This window comes from Streptomyces sp. NPDC057137, assembly GCF_042670825.1.
In the GTDB taxonomy this organism is placed as follows: domain Bacteria; phylum Actinomycetota; class Actinomycetes; order Streptomycetales; family Streptomycetaceae; genus Streptomyces.
Window position 1 is genome coordinate 31,440 of record NZ_JBHUUW010000003.1, and the last position, 17,432, is coordinate 48,871.

The following is a 17,432-nucleotide window of genomic DNA, read 5'->3' on the forward strand; positions in this document are numbered from 1 at the left end:
GACCATCCGTCACCAGGCCCAATCGCTATGAATCATCCCACTCCGGCCGAGATCGGCACACAGAACGTCCGGCCGCGCCTGGGGAGTTGAGAAACGAGCCTGTGCATCCGGCTGCGTCTCCTCCCGTTTGCGCAGTACCCTTCCTTGATCGTTGAAAGGGGAGGGAAGGCGGTGCGCGGGTGAGCTCGGGAGGGCTGGAGCTACCCCCAGGTGACCCAGGTCACGAGGGGGTTTCCGGCGACATCCCGCCCGGAGCGGTCTCCCTCGCACGGCCGATGGAGATCGGGGCGGAACTGGACTGGGGCCCTGAGGCCTGGACCGAGGTGCGCACGCGCGCCCAGCGGGCCGGCCGGGCCTATATCTGGCTGAATCTGGTCGAACAACGGCTTCGTGCGGTCGTCTCGGCGATCCTCAAGCCCATCTACGAGCCGGTGCACGGCGACGACTGGGTGGTGGCCGCCGCCGGACCGGCGGGGCAGGAGTGGGTCCAGCGCGCCGTCGCCGTCCGCGAGGTCTCCAGGCGTAAGGGCTATCTGCTCGACCCGGCCGACGACAACGTCCTGAGCTTCCTGACGCTCCCGCAACTGCGGGAGCTGATGGTCCAGCACTGGCCCGGCTTCCAGCCGTACTTCGACGACCGCAGGGACGTCGAGCTGGCCCTGGACGAGCTGGAGGTGGCCCGTAACGTCGTCTCCCGCAACCGGGCGCTGTCCGAGGCCGTCCTCGCGCAGGCCGAGCGGGCGTCGGCGCGGCTGCTGGAGATCTTGGGCAACGGGACGCCCGTGCCGTCCGCCGAGCGGCTCAGGGTGGACGCCGTGGAGGACCTGGTCGGCGACCGGTACGCGGACGTGGTCTCCGTCCACCCGGACCGGGTCCGGCTCCAGCGGCAGATCCCCGCCGAGGACCTGTTCGGGGGCGCCCGGCGCCTCGACGCGGTCGGGATAGGCCTGAACCTCCTCGTACAGAACTTCTCCGGCCGGCGCCTCGTCCGGCTCGCCGAGTCCGGCTGCCGGATACGGCTGCTCTTCCTCAACCCGGCCAGCAGCTCGGTCAAGCGCCGGGAGCGCGAACTGGGTCTCAAGAAGGGCGAGCTGAGCCGCTCCGTGGAGATGAACATCCTCCATATGCGCCGGGTCCGCTCCCGGCTCCGCGACCCGGGCGCCTTCGAGATCCATGTCTTCGACGAGACCCCGCGCTTCACCGCGTATCTGGTCGACGGGGACGGCGCCGACGGGCTGGCGGTCGTCCAGTCGTATCTGAGACGGGCACGCGGCATGGAGGCGCCGGTGCTGGTGCTGCGGGGTGCGGGGCGGGACGTGGTGCGGGTCGGCCAGGACATGGAGCACGGGCTGTTCCAGACCTACCGCGAGGAGTTCGAGTCGGTGTGGGCCGACTCCCGCCCCGTCTCCTGACGCCGTGGACATCCGGCTGACGTGTGACGACGCGCTGAAGCCGCGTCAAGGCTCGCTCAATCCGGCGTTGTCAGTGCCGCGTGCGAAGGTGAATGTCGAACGGGGAGAAGCATGAAGGAGGACCGGGATGGGCTGGCACGGGGAGCCGTTGGTCGGATTCGATCTGGAGACGACGGGTACGGAGCCGCTGGAGGCGCGCATCGTGACCGCCGCGGTGATCGCGGTACGGGACGGTGCGGTGGAGGAGCGGCGGGACTGGCTGGCGGACCCGGGCATCCGGATCCCGGAGCAGGCGTCGGCGATCCACGGGGTCACCAGCGAGCGCGCGTCGGCGGAGGGCCGGCCCGCGCGTGAGGTGGCGGACGAGATCGCCGCGACGCTCGCCGGCTACTGGACACGGGGCGTACCGGTCGTGGCGTACAACGCGTCGTTCGATCTGACGCTGCTCGCGGCGGAGTTGGCGCGGCACGGGCTGCCGTCGCTGAACGACCGGACGGGCGACGGGCGGATCGGCCCGGTGATCGATCCGTACACGATCGACCGCGCCGTGGACAAGTACCGGCGGGGCAAGCGGAATCTGGAGGCGGTCTGCACCGAGTACGGGGTGGTGCTGGACACCGCGCACGACGCGGGCGCGGACGCGCTGGCCGCCGTGCGGGTGGCGACGGCGATAGCGGGCCGCCACCGCCAGGTCGCGTCCCTGACGGCGGCGGCGCTGCACGAACAGCAGATCGCCTGGTACGCGGAGTGGGCGGCCGACTTCCAGAGCTTCCTGCGCCGCAAGGGCAACACGGACGCGGTGGTGAACGCGGACTGGCCGCTGCGGGAGCTGGTGCCGGCGGCGGGCTGAGCCGGCTCAGGTCCTGCGACCACCCGCCGGGCCGTCAGAAGGGGTACCAGCGGACCTCGGGGTCACCGTCGCGCAGCGACGCGACCCGGCGGCGGAATTCCGTGAGCGCCTTCGGGTTCGTCGGGGCGTGCTGCGCCACCCAGGCGCAGCTCGCCGTCTCACGGGCGCCGCGCAGCACGGCGCAGCCGGACCAGTCGCGTACGTCCCAGCCGTAGGTGTCCGTGAAGGTGTCGTACGCCTCCGAGGGCATGCCGTACCGGTCACGGGACAGCGCCATCACCACCAGGTCGTGCTCGCGCAGATCGGTGGAGAAGGTCTCCAGGTCGACCAGGACCGGTCCGTCCGGGCCGACATGGACGTTCCGGGGGAGCGCGTCGCCGTGGATCGGGCCGGGCGTGAGGTGCGGCGTGAGCGCCGCGGCGGCGGTGGCGAAGCCGTCCCTGCGCTCGCGCAGATAGCCGGCGTCGGCCGGGTCGATCGCGTCGCCCGCGAGCCGCAGCCACCGCTCCACGCCGCCGAGCAGTTCCCTGCGGGGCAGCTCGAAGGGCGGCGCGGGCAGGGCGTGGACGAGGCGGAGCAGGGCCGCCAGATCGGCCGGGCCGGCGGGGCGTACGGCGTCGGGCAGCCGCCGCCAGAGCGTCACCGGGTGGCCGTCCACCGTACGGACCTTGGGCTCGGCCGCCCGGACGGCCGGGACGCCGTTCTCGGCGAGCCAGTCGGCGACGGCCAGTTCACGCTCGGCACGCTCCAGCAGCTCGGGCGCGTCGGCGAGATTCCGGCCGACCTTGACGACCAGGTCGCCGACGCCGAAGACCGCGTTCTCGCCCAGCGCCAGCAGCTCGGCGTCGCGCGCCGGCAGGCCCGTGGCGTCCAGTACGGCGCGCGCCCGTGCCTCGTCCATCGAAACTCTCCCTCTGTCCTGCCGTTCGTGGTCCCAGTCTCGCATTCACGCAGGTTGGCTTGACGAACGCACCGCTCGTCAGCACGATGACGGGGGCCGCAAGACACCCCCTCGGGCGGCCATCCCCACAAAGCCGCCCGAAGGAGCCGAATCCGTGACACTGGCGACCGCAAAGGCGCGGTCAGGCAAGAGAACACCGGAGGGCGGGCGGCCACGGGAGAAGGTGGTCGACCGCGGTGCCTGGTTCCTGGTGCTGCCGGCCCTGATACCGATCCTCGTCCTCAGCGTCGGCCCCCTGCTCTACGGCATCACGCTGGCCTTCACCGACGCGCAGTCCGGCCGCACCGAGCCCACCGAGTGGATCGGGACGCTCAACTTCCAGGACCTGTACCACGACACGCTCTTCTGGGAGTCCTTCCGGATCGGTCTGCTGTGGGCGGTCGGCGTGACCGTTCCGCAGTTCGTGCTCGCGCTCGGCCTCGCCCTGCTGCTGAACCAGCGGCTTCGCTTCCGCTGGCTCGCGCGGGCGCTGGCGATCATCCCCTGGGCCATGCCCGAGGTCGTCGTGGGCATCATGTGGCGCCTCGTCTACAACGCCGACGCCGGAATCCTCAACGAGACCATCCGCGACTTCGGCCTCGGCGACGGCCGCGACTGGCTCACCGGCCTCGCCACCGCCCTGCCCGCCGTGATCGTCGTCGGGATCTGGGCCGGTATGCCGCAGACCACCGTCGCCCTGCTCGCCGGGCTCCAGAACACCCCGGACGAACTGCACGAGGCGGCGGCGCTGGACGGCGCGGGCGCCTGGCGCCGGTTCCGTACCGTCACCTGGCCCGCGCTCAAGCCGGTCGCCCTCGCCATCACGGCGCTCAACTTCATCTGGAACTTCAACTCCTTCGCCCTGGTCTACGTGCTGACCAGCGGCGGACCCGGCGGCCGTACCCGACTGCCCATGCTCTTCGCCTACGAAGAGGCCTTCCGCTACGGCCAGTTCGGCTACGCCGCCGCCATGGGCTGCGTCATGGTCGCCGTGATCTCCGTCCTCCTCGCCTTCTACCTGGTGGGACGTCTCAAGTCGGGGGAGGAGAAATGAGTCTCCGCACCAGCAGACCGGCGCGCGCCGGGCAGTATCTCGCGCTCCTCTGCTATCTGGTCTTTCTCGCCTTCCCGTTCCTGTGGCTGATCTCCACCGCCTTCAAACCGGCGCGTGAGCTGGGCAGTCTGCACCCCACCTGGATCCCCGACAGCCCGACCCTGGAGAACTTCCGGCAGGCGTTCGACGAGCAGCCCCTGCTCAGGGCCGCCGGCAACAGCCTCACCGTCGCGCTCTCCGCCTCGCTGATCGCCGTCGTCATCGCGACACCGATGGCGTACGTGATGGCCCGGCAGCGCAGCAGGCTCGCGACGGCGGCGACCGGCTGGGTCGTGATCAGCCAGGCGTTCCCGTTCGTCCTGGTGATCATCCCGCTCTTCCTGGTGCTGAAGAACCTCCATCTGATCAACTCGCTGTTCGGGCTGATCATGGTGTACGTGGTGTGGTCCCTGCCGTTCGCGCTCTGGATGCTGGTCGGCTATGTACGGGCCGTACCGGCCGAGTTGGAGGAGGCGGCGGCCGTCGACGGCGCCGGCCGGCTCCGTACGCTCGTCTCGGTCACGGCCCCGCTGCTGGCGCCGGGCATCGTCGCCACCGCGATGTTCGCCTTCATCACGGCGTGGAACGAGTTCTTCTTCGCGCTGGTCCTGCTCAAGAGCCCGGAGAAGCAGACGCTGCCGGTGATCCTCACCCACTTCCTCGGCGCCGAGGGCGTCGCCGACCTGGGACCGCTCGCGGCGGCGGCGTTCCTCGCGACGATCCCCTCGCTCGTCATCTTCGCGATCATCCAACGACGGATCACGGGCGGCATGCTCGCCGGGGCGGTGAAGACCTGATGCGTACCAGAGCAAGGTGGGTGGCCGCCGCGGCCACCCTCGGACTGCTGCTCGCCGGCTGCTCGGGCTCCGACAGCGATTCGGCGGACGGGCGGATCACCCTGCGCTTCCAGTCCCTGGCCTGGCAGGACGAGTCGGTCGAGGTCAACAAGGAGCTGGTGAAGGAGTGGAACGCCGCCCACCCCGACGTGCGCGTCGAGTACGTGCAGGGCAGTTGGGACAGCGTCCACGACCAACTGCTCACCTCCTTCGAGGGCGGTGAGGCGCCCGACATCATCCACGACGCCTCCGACGACCTCGCCGACTTCGCGTACGGCGGCTATCTCGCCGACCTCGACGGGCTGCTGCCCGACCGGCTGAAGCGGGACATCCCGGAGCGCAGCTGGGAGACCACGGAGTTCGGCGACGGGGTGTACGGCGTGCCGTTCCTCCAGGAGCCGCGCGTGCTGATCGCCAACAAGAAGATCCTGGAAGCCTCCGACGTCCGGATCCCGACGGTCGAGAAGCCGTGGACCTGGGCCGAGTTCAGGGCGGCCGCCAAGGAACTCACGGCGGGAGAGGGGCGGAAGCCGGGGGCGGGGCAGGCGGAGTACGGGGTGGCCTGGCCGCTCAAGGACCCGGTCTCCGCGACGCTCAACCTCAGCCGGTCCACGGGCGGGCAGCTCTTCCACCGGGGCGCGGACGACAAGGTGACGATTCTGTACACCGAGGCCGACGCCGAGGTTCCCGCCGTCATCCGCGACCAGGTCAACAGCGACGGCAGCGCGTCGGGTGCCACGCTCGGCATGGGCGGTTCGGACACGCTGCCGGGGTTCTTCGGGGGGAAGTACGCGATGGTGCCGCTCGGCTTCTCGTACCGGCAGCAGATCATCCAGCAGGCGCCGAAGGGCTTCGAGTGGACGGTGCTGCCGTCGCCCGCCGGGGCCGACGGCGCGACGCAGGGCGTCAGCCCGCAGACCCTGTCGGTCTCCGAGGACACGCGGCACAAGGAAGAGGCCGTCGCCTTCATCGACTTCCTGCTCCAGCCCGAGAACATGGTCCGCCTCGCCCAGGGCGACTGGATGCTGCCCACCAGTACGGCGGCGCTCGCCGACCCGTCCCTGCACACCGAGAAGGACGGCTGGTCGACGGGCGCCGCGCTCGCCCGCGAGCTGCTGCCGGCGCCCGCGCAGTCGGTGCGCGGCTATCCGGAGTGGAAGGACAAGGTCGCGACGCCGGCGCTCCAGGAGTACTACAGCGGCTCGATCGACCGCGCCGAGCTGGAGAAACGGCTGGTGAAGGACGGCAATCTGGTGCTGGCCCGCTATCAGCGCTGATCCGGGCCGGGCGGCCGGGCGCCGGTCGGCGAGCGCCGCCTCCCGGTCGCCGGCCGTCGCTCAGGCCGAACCGGCGACCCCGACGACATTGCCCTCGGGGTCGGCGAAGTGCCCGACCACGAGGGTGCCGGGCGCGGGGTGCGCGGGCTCGGGGCCCATCCGGCGGGTTCCGCCGAGCGCCTCCGCCTTCCGGAGCGCGGCCTCCACGTCGGGTACGCCGATGTAGAAGAGAACCTGTGGCCGGAAGCCCGCCCCGCCGGCGACCCCGCCGTTGATGCTGGGCACGGTCCCGTCCGTGGCCTCACCCGGCACGGGATTCGCGCTGCCGTACACGAAGCCGTACTCGCCCGGCCGCGACACCACCGGCGTGCTCGCGTCCCCCAGGTCGAAGTCCCAGCCGAACAGCTCTCCGTAGAAGGCGCGCAACTTCGCGGGGTCGGCGCCGACGATCTCGAAATGCACCACTGGCAGTCCCATGACCGTTCCTCTCCTCGTACCTCGTACGTCCCTGGTGGACGTCCCACAGCGAGGTCGGAGCCTACGGACCGATCTCCGCGTCCCGCTGCATTTCCGGCGGAAAGTAATTCCGGTTGTGCGAGACGATCCGGCTCGTCTAGCGTCCGGGGCATGGGTAGCAACTTCATGGCGATCGTAGAGACCCGCTCCTTCCGGGGCTCCGTCGCCGCCTTCACCCGGCTGCGGCGCACCCCCGGCGCCCTGACCGGACCGGGGATCCTCGACCGCTGACATACGGCGTCCCCCCGCGCACCGATCTGTGATCGGTGCGCCGCTCCACCCTGCTCCGGTCAGGGCCTTCGTCTGCCCACGAAGCCCTTTCAGGAGACAGGACGCAGGCCATGGCCCGCAGCCGGCAGCAGCACCGATCCCGCACGCTCTCGCAGAACTTCCTCACCGACCCCGCCACCGCGGCCCGCCTCGTACGCGCGGCCCGCCCCGACCCCGCCGGGCTGCTGCTCGAAGTCGGCCCCGGGAAAGGCGCGTTGACCACCGCGCTCGCACCGCACTGCCGCGAGCTGCGCGCGTACGAGATCGACCCCGGGCTCGTCCCGGGACTCCGCTCCGCCCTCGCGGCCACACCCCATGTGCGGGTGTACGAGCGGGACTTCGTCGCCGTACCGCCGCCCCGCGAACCCTTCGCCGTCGTCGGCAACGTGCCCTTCTCGCGTACCGCCGACATCGTCGACTGGTGTCTGCGCGCGCCCGCGCTGACCGACGCCACGCTCATCACCCAGCTCGAATACGCCCGCAAGCGCACCGGCGACTTCGGGCGCTGGTCGCTGCGGACGGTGGAGACCTGGCCGCACTTCGACTGGCGGCTGCTCGGCCGGATCGGGCGGCGGGAGTTCCGCCCGGTGCCGCGCGTGGACGCGGGCATCCTGCGCGTCGAGCGGCGCCCGCGCCCGCTGCTGCCGGCCGACCGACTCGCCGACTACCGGCGGCTGGTGGAGGTGGGTTTCTCCGGGGTCGGCGGGTCGCTGTACGCGTCACTGCGCCGGGCCGGCCACCCACGCCGACGGCTGGACGCGGCATTCGACGCGGCGCGCGTCGACCGCGCCGAGATCGTCGCGTTCGTGCCGCCGGGGGCGTGGCTGACCCTGCACTCAGAACTGAACGAGACGTCTCGTCTCGTTTGATGTTACGGTGGGGGCATGACGTCACCACAGCGTGCCCATATCGCCATGTTCTCCATCGCCGCCCACGGGCACGTGAACCCGAGCCTCGAAGTCATCCGGGAACTCGTCGCCCGTGGGCATCGCGTCAGCTACGCGATCCCCGCCGCCTTCGCCGAGAAGGTCGCCGTCACCGGCGCCGAGCCGGTGATCTACACCTCCACCCTGCCGATGGACGACGACCCCGACGCCTGGGGCACCGAGCTGATCGACAACTTGGAGCCCTTCCTCGACGACGGAATGCAGTCGCTGCCCCGGCTGGCCGAGCTGTTCGGAGGCGACCGCCCCGATCTCGTCATCAGCGACATCACGTCGTACCCGGCGCCGATCCTGGCTCGCCGGTGGGGCGTCCCGTATCTCCAGCTCTCACCGAACATGGTCGCCTGGGAGGGATACGACGAGGAGGTCGCCGCTCCTCAGGACGCCCAGCTCGCCGAGTCCGAGCGCGGCCGGGCCTACGTCGCCCGCTTCCAGGCGTGGTTGGACGAGAACGACATGAACCTGCCCCTGGGCCGGTTCGTCGTCCATCCCGATCGCGCGATCGTGCTGATCCCGAAGGCACTCCAGCTGTTCGCCGACCGGGTGGACGAGTCCGTCTACACCTTCGTCGGCGCGTGCCAGGGGGAGCGGGCCGACCAGGGGGAGTGGGAGCGGCCGGCCGGGGCGGAGAAGGTGCTGCTGGTCTCGCTCGGCTCGGCGAACACCAAGCAGCCCGACTTCTACCGCGCCTGCGTCGAGGCGTTCGGCGCACTGCCCGGCTGGCATGTCGTCCTCCAGATCGGCAAGTTCGTCGATCCGTCCGAACTGGGCGAGATCCCCGACAACGTCGAGGTGCACTCCTGGGTGCCCCAACTCGCCATCCTTAAGAAGGCCGACGCGTTCATCACCCACGCGGGCGCCGGCGGCAGCCAGGAAGGGCTCGCGACCGGCACGCCGATGGTCGCCGTACCGCTGGCCGTCGACCAGTTCGGCAACGCCGACACGCTCGTCTCGCTCGGCGTCGCCCGGCAGCTTCCTATGGAGGAGGCGACGGCCGAGGCGCTGCGGGAGGCGGTCACCGCGCTCGTGGCGGACCCCGAAGTCGCCCGCAGGGGCGCGGAGATCAAGCGGGACATGGCGAAGGAGGGCGGTACGGGCCAGGCGGCCGACATCATCGAGGCCGCGCTGCCGACGACCGGCTCCTGACGTCCGGCCCGACTCCTGACGTACGAGACAGCGCGCCGCACGCCCGGCCGGGGAGACCGGTCGGGCGTACGGCGCACTGTGCATGGGACGTCCGTGCGGGGGCTGGTGCGTCAGACCCGTACGGGATCGGGCTGCTCGCCCGCCTTCCTGTAGCCCTCGCTGTCGGACCCGGACCCGGACCCGGACTCCGCTCCGGCGTCGGACTCCACCTCCGCGACCACCGACTCGTCGTGCGTCAGGTCGGGCAGCCACCGCAGCCAGCGGGGGAAGTACCAGTTCCGCTCGTCCAGCAGCGCCATGATCGCCGGGAGCAGCACGCCCCGGATGATCGTCGCGTCGATCAGCACCGCCGCCGCCAGACCGACGCCCATCTGCTTCATCGACTGCATCGACAGCGTCCCGAAGATGGCGAACACGGCGACCATGATCACTGCCGCGCTCGTCACCACCCCCGCCGTGGTCACCACGCCGTGGGTGATCGCCTCACGGGTGGTACGTCCCTGCAGCCGCGCCTCGCGGATCCGGGACACCACGAAGACGTGGTAGTCCATCGACAGCCCGAACAGGATCACGAAGAGGAACAGCGGCAGCCAGGAGATGATCGCCCCGACGCCTTCGGCGCCGACCAGCGACGCGCCCCAGCCGTGCTGGAAGACGATGGTGAGGATGCCGTAGGCGGCGCCGACCGACAGCAGGTTCAGCACGATCGACGTCACCGCGATCGTCAGCGACCTGAAGCAGAGCAGCATCAGTACGAAGGCGAAGATCACGACGAAGGCGAAGACGGGCGCGACGGCCCCGACGAGTTGGTCGTTGAAGTCCTTCGACCCGGCGACCTGACCGGAGATCGGCGCCTCGACGCCGTCGACCGTGCCCAGCGTGTCCGGCCGTACGGTGTCCCGCAGCAGCGCCAGACTCTTCTCGGCCCGGTCCTGGTCCGAGCCGCCGACCAGCGGCACATCGATGATCGCGATGTTCTGCGCGTCGTGCGTGACGATCTCGACGGGCCCCTGCGAGGCGCCCGAACTCACCGCCTCCGTACGGAAGTCGGCGAGCGCCTGCCGTACGGGCGCCGCGTTGATGTCGTCCGCCCGCACCACGACCTCGGCCGGTTCGGCACCGCCCGGGAAGGCCTCGTTGACCCGCTCGTACGTCTGGACGATGGGCAGCGAGTCGCCGAACTCCTGGTCCAGCGTGAAGTTCTGCGTCTGCATGCCCACGGCGGGCAGGGCGATCGCGACGAGCGCGCCCGCGGCGACCACCAGCGACAGCTTCGGCCGGCGCAGTACGCGGCCGAGTACCGCGCGCCAGAACCGGCTCTCACCGGTCCCGCCGCCACCGGCTCCCGCCGCGGTGGCGGCGCGCTGCTTCTTCGACTGCTTGAGGCGGTTCAGGAAGGGCACCCGGCCCCGCTCCACCCGCTCACCGAGCAGTGACAGCAGCGCGGGCAGCACGGTCACCGAACCGACCATCGCCACCGCGACCACCATCAGCGACGCGAGACCCATCGCCTTGAACTCGGCCAGCCCGGTGAAGAGCATGCCCGCCATGGCGACACAGACCGTCACACCGGAGACGATGACGGCCCGGCCGCTCGTCGCCGCCGCGATCCGCAGCGCCGTCGCGGCGTCGCGCCCGGCCTCGCGCTCCTCGCGCTCACGCCGCAGATAGAACAGGCAGTAGTCGACGCCGACCGCCAGACCCACCAGCAGCATCACCGAGTTGGCCGTGTCGGTCATCGGCATGACATGGCTGACCACGCCCATGAGCCCCATCGTCGCCATGATGGCGGTGAGCGCGAGGGCGACCGGCAGCAGAGCGGCGACCAGGGCGCCGAAGGCGATCAGCAGAATTCCCAGCGCGACCGGCACGGCGGAGATCTCCGCCTGCTTGAAGTCGTCACCGAACGCCTCGTCGAAGGTCTTGTTCATGCTGGCGCCGCCCAGCTCCGCGATGCGCAGCGTGTCCTTGTGCTGCTCCTGCACGCCCTCGACGGCCTTGAGCACCGGCTCGACGCGCTCGCCCGAAGTCCCCGGATCGCCGCGCATGTTGAACTGCACCAGCGCGCTGCGCCCGTCCTTCGAGATGGTCTTCGTGTCGTACGGCGAGGTGACGTCGGCGACCTCGCCCGTACGCTCGACCGCCGCCATGACCGCGGCGACCCCGGCGCGGAACTCCTTGTCGGTGGCGGACGTTGACGAGTCGACACCCTGGACGAGAACCGACTCGCTCACCGGTTCATCGAGACCCCCGTCCTCGATGATCCGTTCGGCCTGGCTGATCTCGCCGGACATCTGCTCGCTGTCCTTGACCTCGACGGTGCCCGCCGCCGAGCCGAGTCCCATGGCGAGTACGACGAACAGCACCCAGACGGTGACCGCCGTCCACCGGTGCCGCGCGCTCCAGACACCGGCACGCGCCGCGATCCCACGCGGCGCGGACACCGCACCCGGACGCGTCCCCGGACCCGCTTCCGGACCCGCTTCCGGGCCCGCCCCCGGGCCCGTTCCCGACGGCGTACCGCGGTTCCGTCGTCCCCGTCGTCGTCTCTCTGTCGTCCCCATCGCCGGTCCGTCCCCTCGGGCCTGAGAGCGGCCGTGCGCCGCGATCTCCTTCTCGAATTTATGGTCGGATTCCGGCCTTCTCCTCCTGCTCCCCGGTGACCCGGAGGGTGCGAAATCTCCTCCTCATGGGGTGGGCACATCCCTGACAAGAGGGATCGAAGCCCCTTACAACTAACGCGCCACGGACGGAGATCGCGCGCCCGGTCCGAGTTGCGTACGGATGGCCGATTTCGTATTAAGAAACGTTGTTTTCTAAGTCACAGCAGCCTGAAGGTCTTGATCTGAGCGCGACAATCGGCCAAGGTTTCGAATCAGCCCGCCGGAAGTTCTTCGTCCGGCGAGCCATCCCCCCACAAATGCTCACGAGGAGAACCCTCTTCATGACAACTCATAAGCGCGCCACCCGGATGAGACTCACCGCGGCGATAACCGCAGTGGCAGCCGTGGCCGGTATCACCGCCTTCACCTCCCCCACGGCGGGGGCGGCCACCCCCCTCGGCACGGTGTACGGGGCCGACGCCAAGGGCGCGGTCGCGGGCAGCTACATCGTGATGCTGGACCAGAAGGCGGACAAGAAGGACCTCGCCGCGGAGTACGGCGGCAAGCTCAACCGCACCTACAAGTCCGCCATCAACGGCTTCTCGGCCAGCGGCCTTTCGGAGACCGAGGCCAAGCGCCTCGCCGCCGACCCGGCCGTCTCCAAGGTCGTCCAGAACAAGAAGTTCTCGATCAGCGCCACCCAGGACAGCCCGCCGTCCTGGGGCCTGGACCGGATCGACCAGACCGCGACCGCCGGTGACAACGCCTACACCTACCCGGACAGCGCGGGCGAGGGCGTCACGGCGTACATCATCGACACCGGAGTCCGCGTCAGCCACGCCGACTTCGAGGGCCGGGCGTCGCTCGGCTACGACGCGGTCGACAACGACGAGAGCGCCGACGACGGCAACGGCCACGGCACGCACGTCGCCGGCACCGTCGCGGGCGCGGCCCACGGCGTCGCCAAGAAGGCGAAGATCGTGGCCGTCCGGGTCCTCGACGACACGGGCAACGGCACCACCGAGCAGGTCGTCGCCGGCATCGACTGGGTCACCGCGAACCACAGCGGCCCGTCCGTCGCCAACATGAGCCTCGGCGGCGGCGCCGACCCCGCCCTCGACGAGGCCGTCCGCGCGGCCATCGCCTCCGGCGTCACCTTCGGCGTCGCGGCGGGCAACGACAGCAGCGACGCGAGCGCGACCTCCCCGGCACGCGTCGAGGAAGCCATCACGGTCGCCTCGTCCGCCGTGGACGACACGCAGTCGTACTTCTCCAACTACGGCCCGATCGTGGACATCTACGCGCCGGGCTCCGACATCACGTCGAGCTGGAACGACAGCGACACCGGCACGAACACCATCTCCGGTACGTCGATGGCGACCCCCCACGTCGTCGGCGCCGCGGCGGTGTACCTGGCCGGACACCCCGACGCCGCCCCGGCCGACGTCGCCACCGCCCTGACGGACGGTGCCACGCCCGACGCCATCACCGACGCCGACGCGAGCACCCCGAACAAGCTGCTGAAGGTCGTCGAGTAGCAGGGCGGTCCAACACGGCGCAGGGCAGCACACAGCACAGGACCGGCGGTCGTCGCGCTCTCCCCCACGGGGCGCGGCGGCCGCCTTCCGCATGCCGGAGCGGTCCCGGCCGCCCGCCGACCTATCGTGGACCCATGACGACGACCAGGTACGGGGCACTGCTGCGCGGAATCAATGTCGGCGGGAGCCGGAAGGTCCCGATGGCCGCGCTGCGCGACGTGCTCACCGGCCTCGGCCACAGCGACGTCGCGACCTACCTCCAGAGCGGCAACGCCGTCTTCACCGACACCACCGGCGCCGACGAGTCCACACTCGCCGCCGCGCTCGGCGACGCCATCCACGAAGAGTTCGGCTTCCCCGTCGAGTGTCTGGTGCGCGACGCCGCCTATCTGAAGGCCGTCGCCGACGACTGCCCCTTCCCCGCCGCCTCGCTCCAGGGCAAACAGCTCCACGTCACCTACTTCTCCGAGGCGGTGGCCCCCGACCGCTTCGCCGCCGTCGACCAGGAGTCGTACCGCCCCGAGGAGTTCCGGCTCGGCGACCGGGCGCTGTATCTGTACGCCCCCGACGGCCTCGGCCGCTCCAAACTCGCCGAGGCGCTGTCCAGGCCCCGCGTGTACAAGGGCCTGATCGCCACCTCCCGCAACTGGAACACCGTCGTGAAGCTGGTGGAGCTGACCCATGACTGAGTCGCCCGCGGTCGTCGCCGCCATCGAGGCCGAACTGCGTCTCCTCGACCCGGCCGTCCGTTCGACGGCCGAGCTGATCGGGGAACTGCTCCACCCGGAGTTCACCGAGTTCGGCTCGTCGGGCAGGCGCTGGGACCGCCACTCGATCATCGTGGCGCTCACCGCGCACGACGCGCCCGCCGCCCGGCCCGTCACGACGACCGAGATGCGGGGTGTCGAACTGGCCCCGCACCTGGTGCTGCTGACCTTCGACACCGAGTACAAGGGGGTCTGGGCCCACCGGAGCTCCCTGTGGATGCTGACCGGCGGAAGCTGGCTCCTCTACTTCCACCAGGGCACGGTCTTCGCGCCGGACCGGCCCTGATCACGTGTCCTGACCGCGTGCCCCGACCACGTGCCCCGACCGCGCGAGTGATCGAGGGGCGGCATTGTCGTGGACGGGGGTGCGGAGTTACCGTGACGGCATGTACTCCCGGCGCCACATCGACCTGCTGCGCGTCGCCGGCGCGCTCTGTCCGGCGTCCGGCGACGCCGCCCCGCGGCACACGGCCCCACCGCGCACCGCCCTCTGACGCACCACCCCCGCTGTCCGTTCCGGGGGTGACGACTGTCCGGCGCGCGTGTCCATCCCGCCGAGTTCCCGTACTCCCGGACAGCAGGAAGCGGTACCTCCCATGCCTGTGTCTCCCACGCCCCTGTCCCCGCCGCCTTCGTCCCCTCCGCACCTCCATCTCGCCGTCGCTCTCGACGGCGCGGGCTGGCACCCCGCCGCCTGGCGCGAGCCCGCCGCCCGGCCCGCCGAACTGTTCACCGCCCGCTACTGGACCGATCTGGTGGCCGAGGCCGAGCGCGGCCTGCTGGACTTCGTCACCTTCGAGGACTCCCTCAGCCTCCAGTCGTCCCGCCCCGACGGACCGGACGGCCGCACCGATCTCGTACGCGGCCGGCTCGACGCCGTACTGATCGCCGCCCGGGTGGCACCGCTGACCCGGCACATCGGGCTCGTCCCGACGGCGCTCGTCACCCACACCGAGCCGTTCCATCTGTCGAAGGCGATCGCCACGCTCGACCACGTGAGCCGTGGACGGGCCGGGATACGGGTCAGGGTCTCCGGCCGCGCCGACGAGTTCGCGCACGTCGGACGCCGTACCGCCCCCGCCGGACCGATCACGCCCGCGGCGATCCGGGAACTGTTCGCCGAGGCGCGCGACTACGTCGAGGTGCTGAAGCGGCTCTGGGACAGCTGGGAGGACGACGCGGAGATCCGCTCCGTCGCCACCGGCCGCTTCATCGACCGCGCCAAACTCCACTACATCGACTTCGAGGGCGCCGAGTTCAGCGTCAAGGGCCCCTCCATCACCCCGCGTCCACCGCAGGGCCGGCCGCCCGTCGCCGCACTGGCGCACGACACCGTGCCGTACGAACTGGTCGCCTCGTCCGCCGAGATCGGGTTCGTCACGCCGCGCGACGCCGACGACGCCCGCGTGATCGTCGCCCGGATCCACGACGCCCGGTCGGCGGCGGGCCGTGCCGACGAGACGGTGCACATCTTCGGCGACCTCCTCGTGTACCTGGACGACGTCCCGGGGGCCGCGGCCGACCGCCGGGACCGCCTGGACGAGCGGGCGGGCGCCGCGTACACGAGTGACGCCCCCGTCTTCACCGGCACCCCCGCCGAGCTGGCCGACCTCCTCCAGGAGGGACAGGCGGCCGGGCTCACCGGCTTCCGGCTGCGGCCCGCCGCGCTGCCGCACGACCTGGAGCGGATCACCCGCGGACTGGTGCCCGAACTGCGGCGCCGGGGCGTCTTCCGTACGGCCTACGGGGCGGACACCCTGCGCGGGCTGCTCGGCCTGCCGCGCCCGGCCAACCGGTACGCCGCGGCCTGAGCGCGCGCCCTGCCACGCGTCACCTGACTCCTGACGACTCGAAGGACCGCATTCTCATGAGTAAGCCCGTCAAGCAGATCCACCTCGCCGCCCACTTCCCCGGCGTCAACAACAGCACCGTATGGAGCGACCCGGCCGCGGGCAGTCAGATCGACTTCAGCTCCTTCACCCACTTCGCCAGGACCGCCGAGCGCGCGAAGTTCGACTTCCTCTTCCTGGCGGAGGGGCTGCGGCTGCGCGAGCAGAACGGGGAGATCTACGACCTGGACGTCGTCGGCCGCCCCGACACCTTCACCGTCCTGAGCGCGCTGGCCGCCGTCACCGAGAAGCTGGGCCTCGCGGGCACGGTCAACTCCACCTTCAACGAACCCTACGAAGTGGCGCGGCAGTTCGCCTCGCTCGACCATCTCTCGGCGGGGCGCGCCGCGTGGAACGTGGTGACCTCGTGGGACGAGTTCACCGGCCAGAACTTCCGGCGCGGCGGCTATCTCGCGCAGGAGGACCGCTACGAGCGCGCCAAGCAATTCCTCTCGGCGGCATGGGAGTTGTTCGACTCCTGGCACGGCGACGAGATCGTCGCCGACAAGGAGTCCGGTCTCTTCCTCGCCCACCCGGACCCGGGCGGCTTCGACCACCACGTGAGGCAGTTCGACATCAGCGGCCACTTCAACGTGCCGCGCGGACCGCAGGGCCGGCCGGTCATCTTCCAGGCGGGCGACTCCGACGAGGGCCGGGAGTTCGCGGCGTCGGCGGCCGACGCGATCTTCACCCGGCACGGCACGTTCGAGTCCGGGCAGGCCTTCTACGCCGACGTCAAGGGCCGCCTCGCCCGGTACGGCCGCTCCCCGGACGAGCTGAAGATCCTGCCCGGCGTCACCTTCGCCCTCGGCGACACCGACGCCGACGCCAAGGAGAAGGCGGCCGTGATCCGCCGGCAGCAGGTGAGCGGCCAGACCGCGATCCGGCTCCTCGAACAGCTGTGGAACCGCGACCTCAGCTCCTACGACCCCGACGGGCCGCTGCCCACCGTCGACCCGGTCCCCGGCGAGAACACCGTCGCGCGGGGACGGGCGAGCGTACGGATGCACCGCGACCCGCTCGCCACCGCCGCGCGCTGGCGCGCCCTGGCCGACGAGAAGGACCTCTCGATCCGGGACCTGATCATCGAAGTGACGGGCCGTCAGACCTTCATCGGCTCCCCGGCGACGGTGGCCGCCGCGCTCAACGACTTCGTACAGGCCGACGCGAGCGACGGGTTCATCCTGACGCCCCATCTGACGCCCGGCGGGCTCGACGAGTTCGCCGACACGGTGGTGCCGCTGCTCCAGGAGCGGGGCGTGTTCCGTACCGAGTACGAGGGCGACACCCTGCGCGACCACCTCGGTCTCCGCACCCCCGTGACCGCCGGCCAGTCCGCCGCCCACTGACA

16 protein-coding genes are annotated in these 17,432 nt (G+C 70.9%); 13 read left to right on the top strand and 3 right to left on the bottom strand.

Going from position 1 to position 17,432, the window contains the following annotated elements; translation table 11 throughout:
• The first annotated feature begins 179 nt into the window (after nt 1-179).
• The gene (locus tag ACFT9I_RS04030) at nt 180-1,412 is read left to right on the top strand and encodes an SAV2148 family HEPN domain-containing protein (protein ID WP_382560343.1); all 1,233 of its coding nucleotides are present in this window, start codon (nt 180-182) and stop codon (nt 1,410-1,412) included.
• 127 nt (nt 1,413-1,539) lie between these two features.
• Complete coding sequence (locus tag ACFT9I_RS04035; protein ID WP_382560345.1) at nt 1,540-2,262, top strand: 3'-5' exonuclease; 723 nt, start codon at nt 1,540-1,542, stop codon at nt 2,260-2,262.
• A 34-nt stretch (nt 2,263-2,296) separates the two neighbouring features.
• On the opposite strand, the gene ACFT9I_RS04040 is transcribed toward ACFT9I_RS04035, so the two are convergent.
• Nucleotides 2,297-3,163 (bottom strand): phosphotransferase enzyme family protein, encoded by an 867-nt coding sequence (locus ACFT9I_RS04040; protein WP_382560348.1) that lies wholly within the window; start codon nt 3,161-3,163, stop codon nt 2,297-2,299.
• A gap of 154 nt (nt 3,164-3,317) precedes the next feature.
• On the opposite strand from ACFT9I_RS04040, the gene ACFT9I_RS04045 reads away from it, so the two are divergent.
• The 3 genes from ACFT9I_RS04045 to ACFT9I_RS04055 are packed head-to-tail and all read left to right on the top strand — an operon-like array spanning nt 3,318 to nt 6,408.
• Nucleotides 3,318-4,256 (top strand): carbohydrate ABC transporter permease, encoded by a 939-nt coding sequence (locus ACFT9I_RS04045; protein WP_382560350.1) that lies wholly within the window; start codon nt 3,318-3,320, stop codon nt 4,254-4,256.
• Nucleotides 4,253-5,092, top strand: a complete 840-nt coding sequence (locus ACFT9I_RS04050) for a carbohydrate ABC transporter permease (protein ID WP_382560352.1) — start codon at nt 4,253-4,255, stop codon at nt 5,090-5,092. The genes ACFT9I_RS04045 and ACFT9I_RS04050 overlap by 4 nt, the downstream gene beginning before the upstream one ends.
• On the top strand, nt 5,092-6,408 hold the full coding sequence (locus ACFT9I_RS04055) for an ABC transporter substrate-binding protein (protein ID WP_382560355.1): 1,317 nt from the start codon (nt 5,092-5,094) through the stop codon (nt 6,406-6,408). The genes ACFT9I_RS04050 and ACFT9I_RS04055 overlap by 1 nt, the downstream gene beginning before the upstream one ends.
• A 60-nt stretch (nt 6,409-6,468) precedes the next feature.
• Here ACFT9I_RS04055 and ACFT9I_RS04060 read toward each other — a convergent pair whose 3' ends face one another.
• Nucleotides 6,469-6,885, bottom strand: a complete 417-nt coding sequence (locus ACFT9I_RS04060) for a VOC family protein (RefSeq protein WP_382560358.1) — start codon at nt 6,883-6,885, stop codon at nt 6,469-6,471.
• A gap of 380 nt (nt 6,886-7,265) precedes the next feature.
• On the opposite strand from ACFT9I_RS04060, the gene erm reads away from it, so the two are divergent.
• The gene (erm, locus tag ACFT9I_RS04065) at nt 7,266-8,063 is read left to right on the top strand and encodes an ErmE/ErmH/ErmO/ErmR family 23S rRNA (adenine(2058)-N(6))-methyltransferase (RefSeq protein ID WP_382560360.1); all 798 of its coding nucleotides are present in this window, start codon (nt 7,266-7,268) and stop codon (nt 8,061-8,063) included.
• Nucleotides 8,064-8,078: 15 nt separating this feature from the next.
• On the top strand, nt 8,079-9,284 hold the full coding sequence (mgt, locus tag ACFT9I_RS04070; protein WP_382560363.1) for a macrolide-inactivating glycosyltransferase: 1,206 nt from the start codon (nt 8,079-8,081) through the stop codon (nt 9,282-9,284).
• Between the two features lie 110 nt (nt 9,285-9,394).
• Here the strand turns inward: mgt and ACFT9I_RS04075 are convergent, their stop codons facing one another.
• Nucleotides 9,395-11,629: an MMPL family transporter gene (locus ACFT9I_RS04075; protein ID WP_382560816.1), complete on the bottom strand. Its 2,235-nt coding sequence runs from the start codon at nt 11,627-11,629 to the stop codon at nt 9,395-9,397.
• Between the two features lie 599 nt (nt 11,630-12,228).
• Between ACFT9I_RS04075 and ACFT9I_RS04080 the strand changes: the two genes are divergently transcribed.
• The 6 genes from ACFT9I_RS04080 (at nt 12,229) to ACFT9I_RS04105 (ending at nt 17,430) form a co-directional block, all read left to right on the top strand.
• Entirely contained in the window at nt 12,229-13,425 is a 1,197-nt protein-coding gene (locus ACFT9I_RS04080; RefSeq protein ID WP_382560365.1) for a S8 family peptidase, read from the top strand.
• 134 nt (nt 13,426-13,559) lie between these two features.
• Nucleotides 13,560-14,114 (top strand): DUF1697 domain-containing protein, encoded by a 555-nt coding sequence (locus tag ACFT9I_RS04085; RefSeq protein WP_382560367.1) that lies wholly within the window; start codon nt 13,560-13,562, stop codon nt 14,112-14,114.
• On the top strand, nt 14,107-14,478 hold the full coding sequence (locus ACFT9I_RS04090; RefSeq protein ID WP_382560370.1) for a DUF4440 domain-containing protein: 372 nt from the start codon (nt 14,107-14,109) through the stop codon (nt 14,476-14,478). The genes ACFT9I_RS04085 and ACFT9I_RS04090 overlap by 8 nt, the downstream gene beginning before the upstream one ends.
• 100 nt (nt 14,479-14,578) lie before the next feature.
• Nucleotides 14,579-14,686, top strand: a complete 108-nt coding sequence (locus ACFT9I_RS04095; protein ID WP_382560372.1) for a putative leader peptide — start codon at nt 14,579-14,581, stop codon at nt 14,684-14,686.
• Between the two features lie 102 nt (nt 14,687-14,788).
• Nucleotides 14,789-16,003, top strand: coding sequence for an LLM class flavin-dependent oxidoreductase (locus tag ACFT9I_RS04100; RefSeq protein ID WP_382560374.1), 1,215 nt, complete (start codon nt 14,789-14,791; stop codon nt 16,001-16,003).
• Between the two features lie 56 nt (nt 16,004-16,059).
• Complete coding sequence (locus ACFT9I_RS04105; protein WP_382560376.1) at nt 16,060-17,430, top strand: NtaA/DmoA family FMN-dependent monooxygenase; 1,371 nt, start codon at nt 16,060-16,062, stop codon at nt 17,428-17,430.
• Nucleotides 17,431-17,432: the final 2 nt, after the last annotated feature.

Bases quoted from the DNA above. Each gene is read 5' to 3' on its own strand.
- ACFT9I_RS04035 (WP_382560345.1), top strand. From the start codon at position 1,540: ATGGGCTGGCACGGGGAGCCGTTGGTCGGATTCGATCTGGAGACGACG.
- ACFT9I_RS04040 (WP_382560348.1), bottom strand. From the start codon at position 3,163: ATGGACGAGGCACGGGCGCGCGCCGTACTGGACGCCACGGGCCTGCCG.
- ACFT9I_RS04050 (WP_382560352.1), top strand. From the start codon at position 4,253: ATGAGTCTCCGCACCAGCAGACCGGCGCGCGCCGGGCAGTATCTCGCG.
- ACFT9I_RS04055 (WP_382560355.1), top strand. From the start codon at position 5,092: ATGCGTACCAGAGCAAGGTGGGTGGCCGCCGCGGCCACCCTCGGACTG.
- ACFT9I_RS04060 (WP_382560358.1), bottom strand. From the start codon at position 6,885: ATGGGACTGCCAGTGGTGCATTTCGAGATCGTCGGCGCCGACCCCGCG.
- erm (WP_382560360.1), top strand. From the start codon at position 7,266: ATGGCCCGCAGCCGGCAGCAGCACCGATCCCGCACGCTCTCGCAGAAC.
- mgt (WP_382560363.1), top strand. From the start codon at position 8,079: ATGACGTCACCACAGCGTGCCCATATCGCCATGTTCTCCATCGCCGCC.
- ACFT9I_RS04075 (WP_382560816.1), bottom strand. From the start codon at position 11,629: ATGGGACTCGGCTCGGCGGCGGGCACCGTCGAGGTCAAGGACAGCGAG.
- ACFT9I_RS04080 (WP_382560365.1), top strand. From the start codon at position 12,229: ATGACAACTCATAAGCGCGCCACCCGGATGAGACTCACCGCGGCGATA.
- ACFT9I_RS04085 (WP_382560367.1), top strand. From the start codon at position 13,560: ATGACGACGACCAGGTACGGGGCACTGCTGCGCGGAATCAATGTCGGC.
- ACFT9I_RS04090 (WP_382560370.1), top strand. From the start codon at position 14,107: ATGACTGAGTCGCCCGCGGTCGTCGCCGCCATCGAGGCCGAACTGCGT.
- ACFT9I_RS04095 (WP_382560372.1), top strand. From the start codon at position 14,579: ATGTACTCCCGGCGCCACATCGACCTGCTGCGCGTCGCCGGCGCGCTC.
- ACFT9I_RS04100 (WP_382560374.1), top strand. From the start codon at position 14,789: ATGCCTGTGTCTCCCACGCCCCTGTCCCCGCCGCCTTCGTCCCCTCCG.
- ACFT9I_RS04105 (WP_382560376.1), top strand. From the start codon at position 16,060: ATGAGTAAGCCCGTCAAGCAGATCCACCTCGCCGCCCACTTCCCCGGC.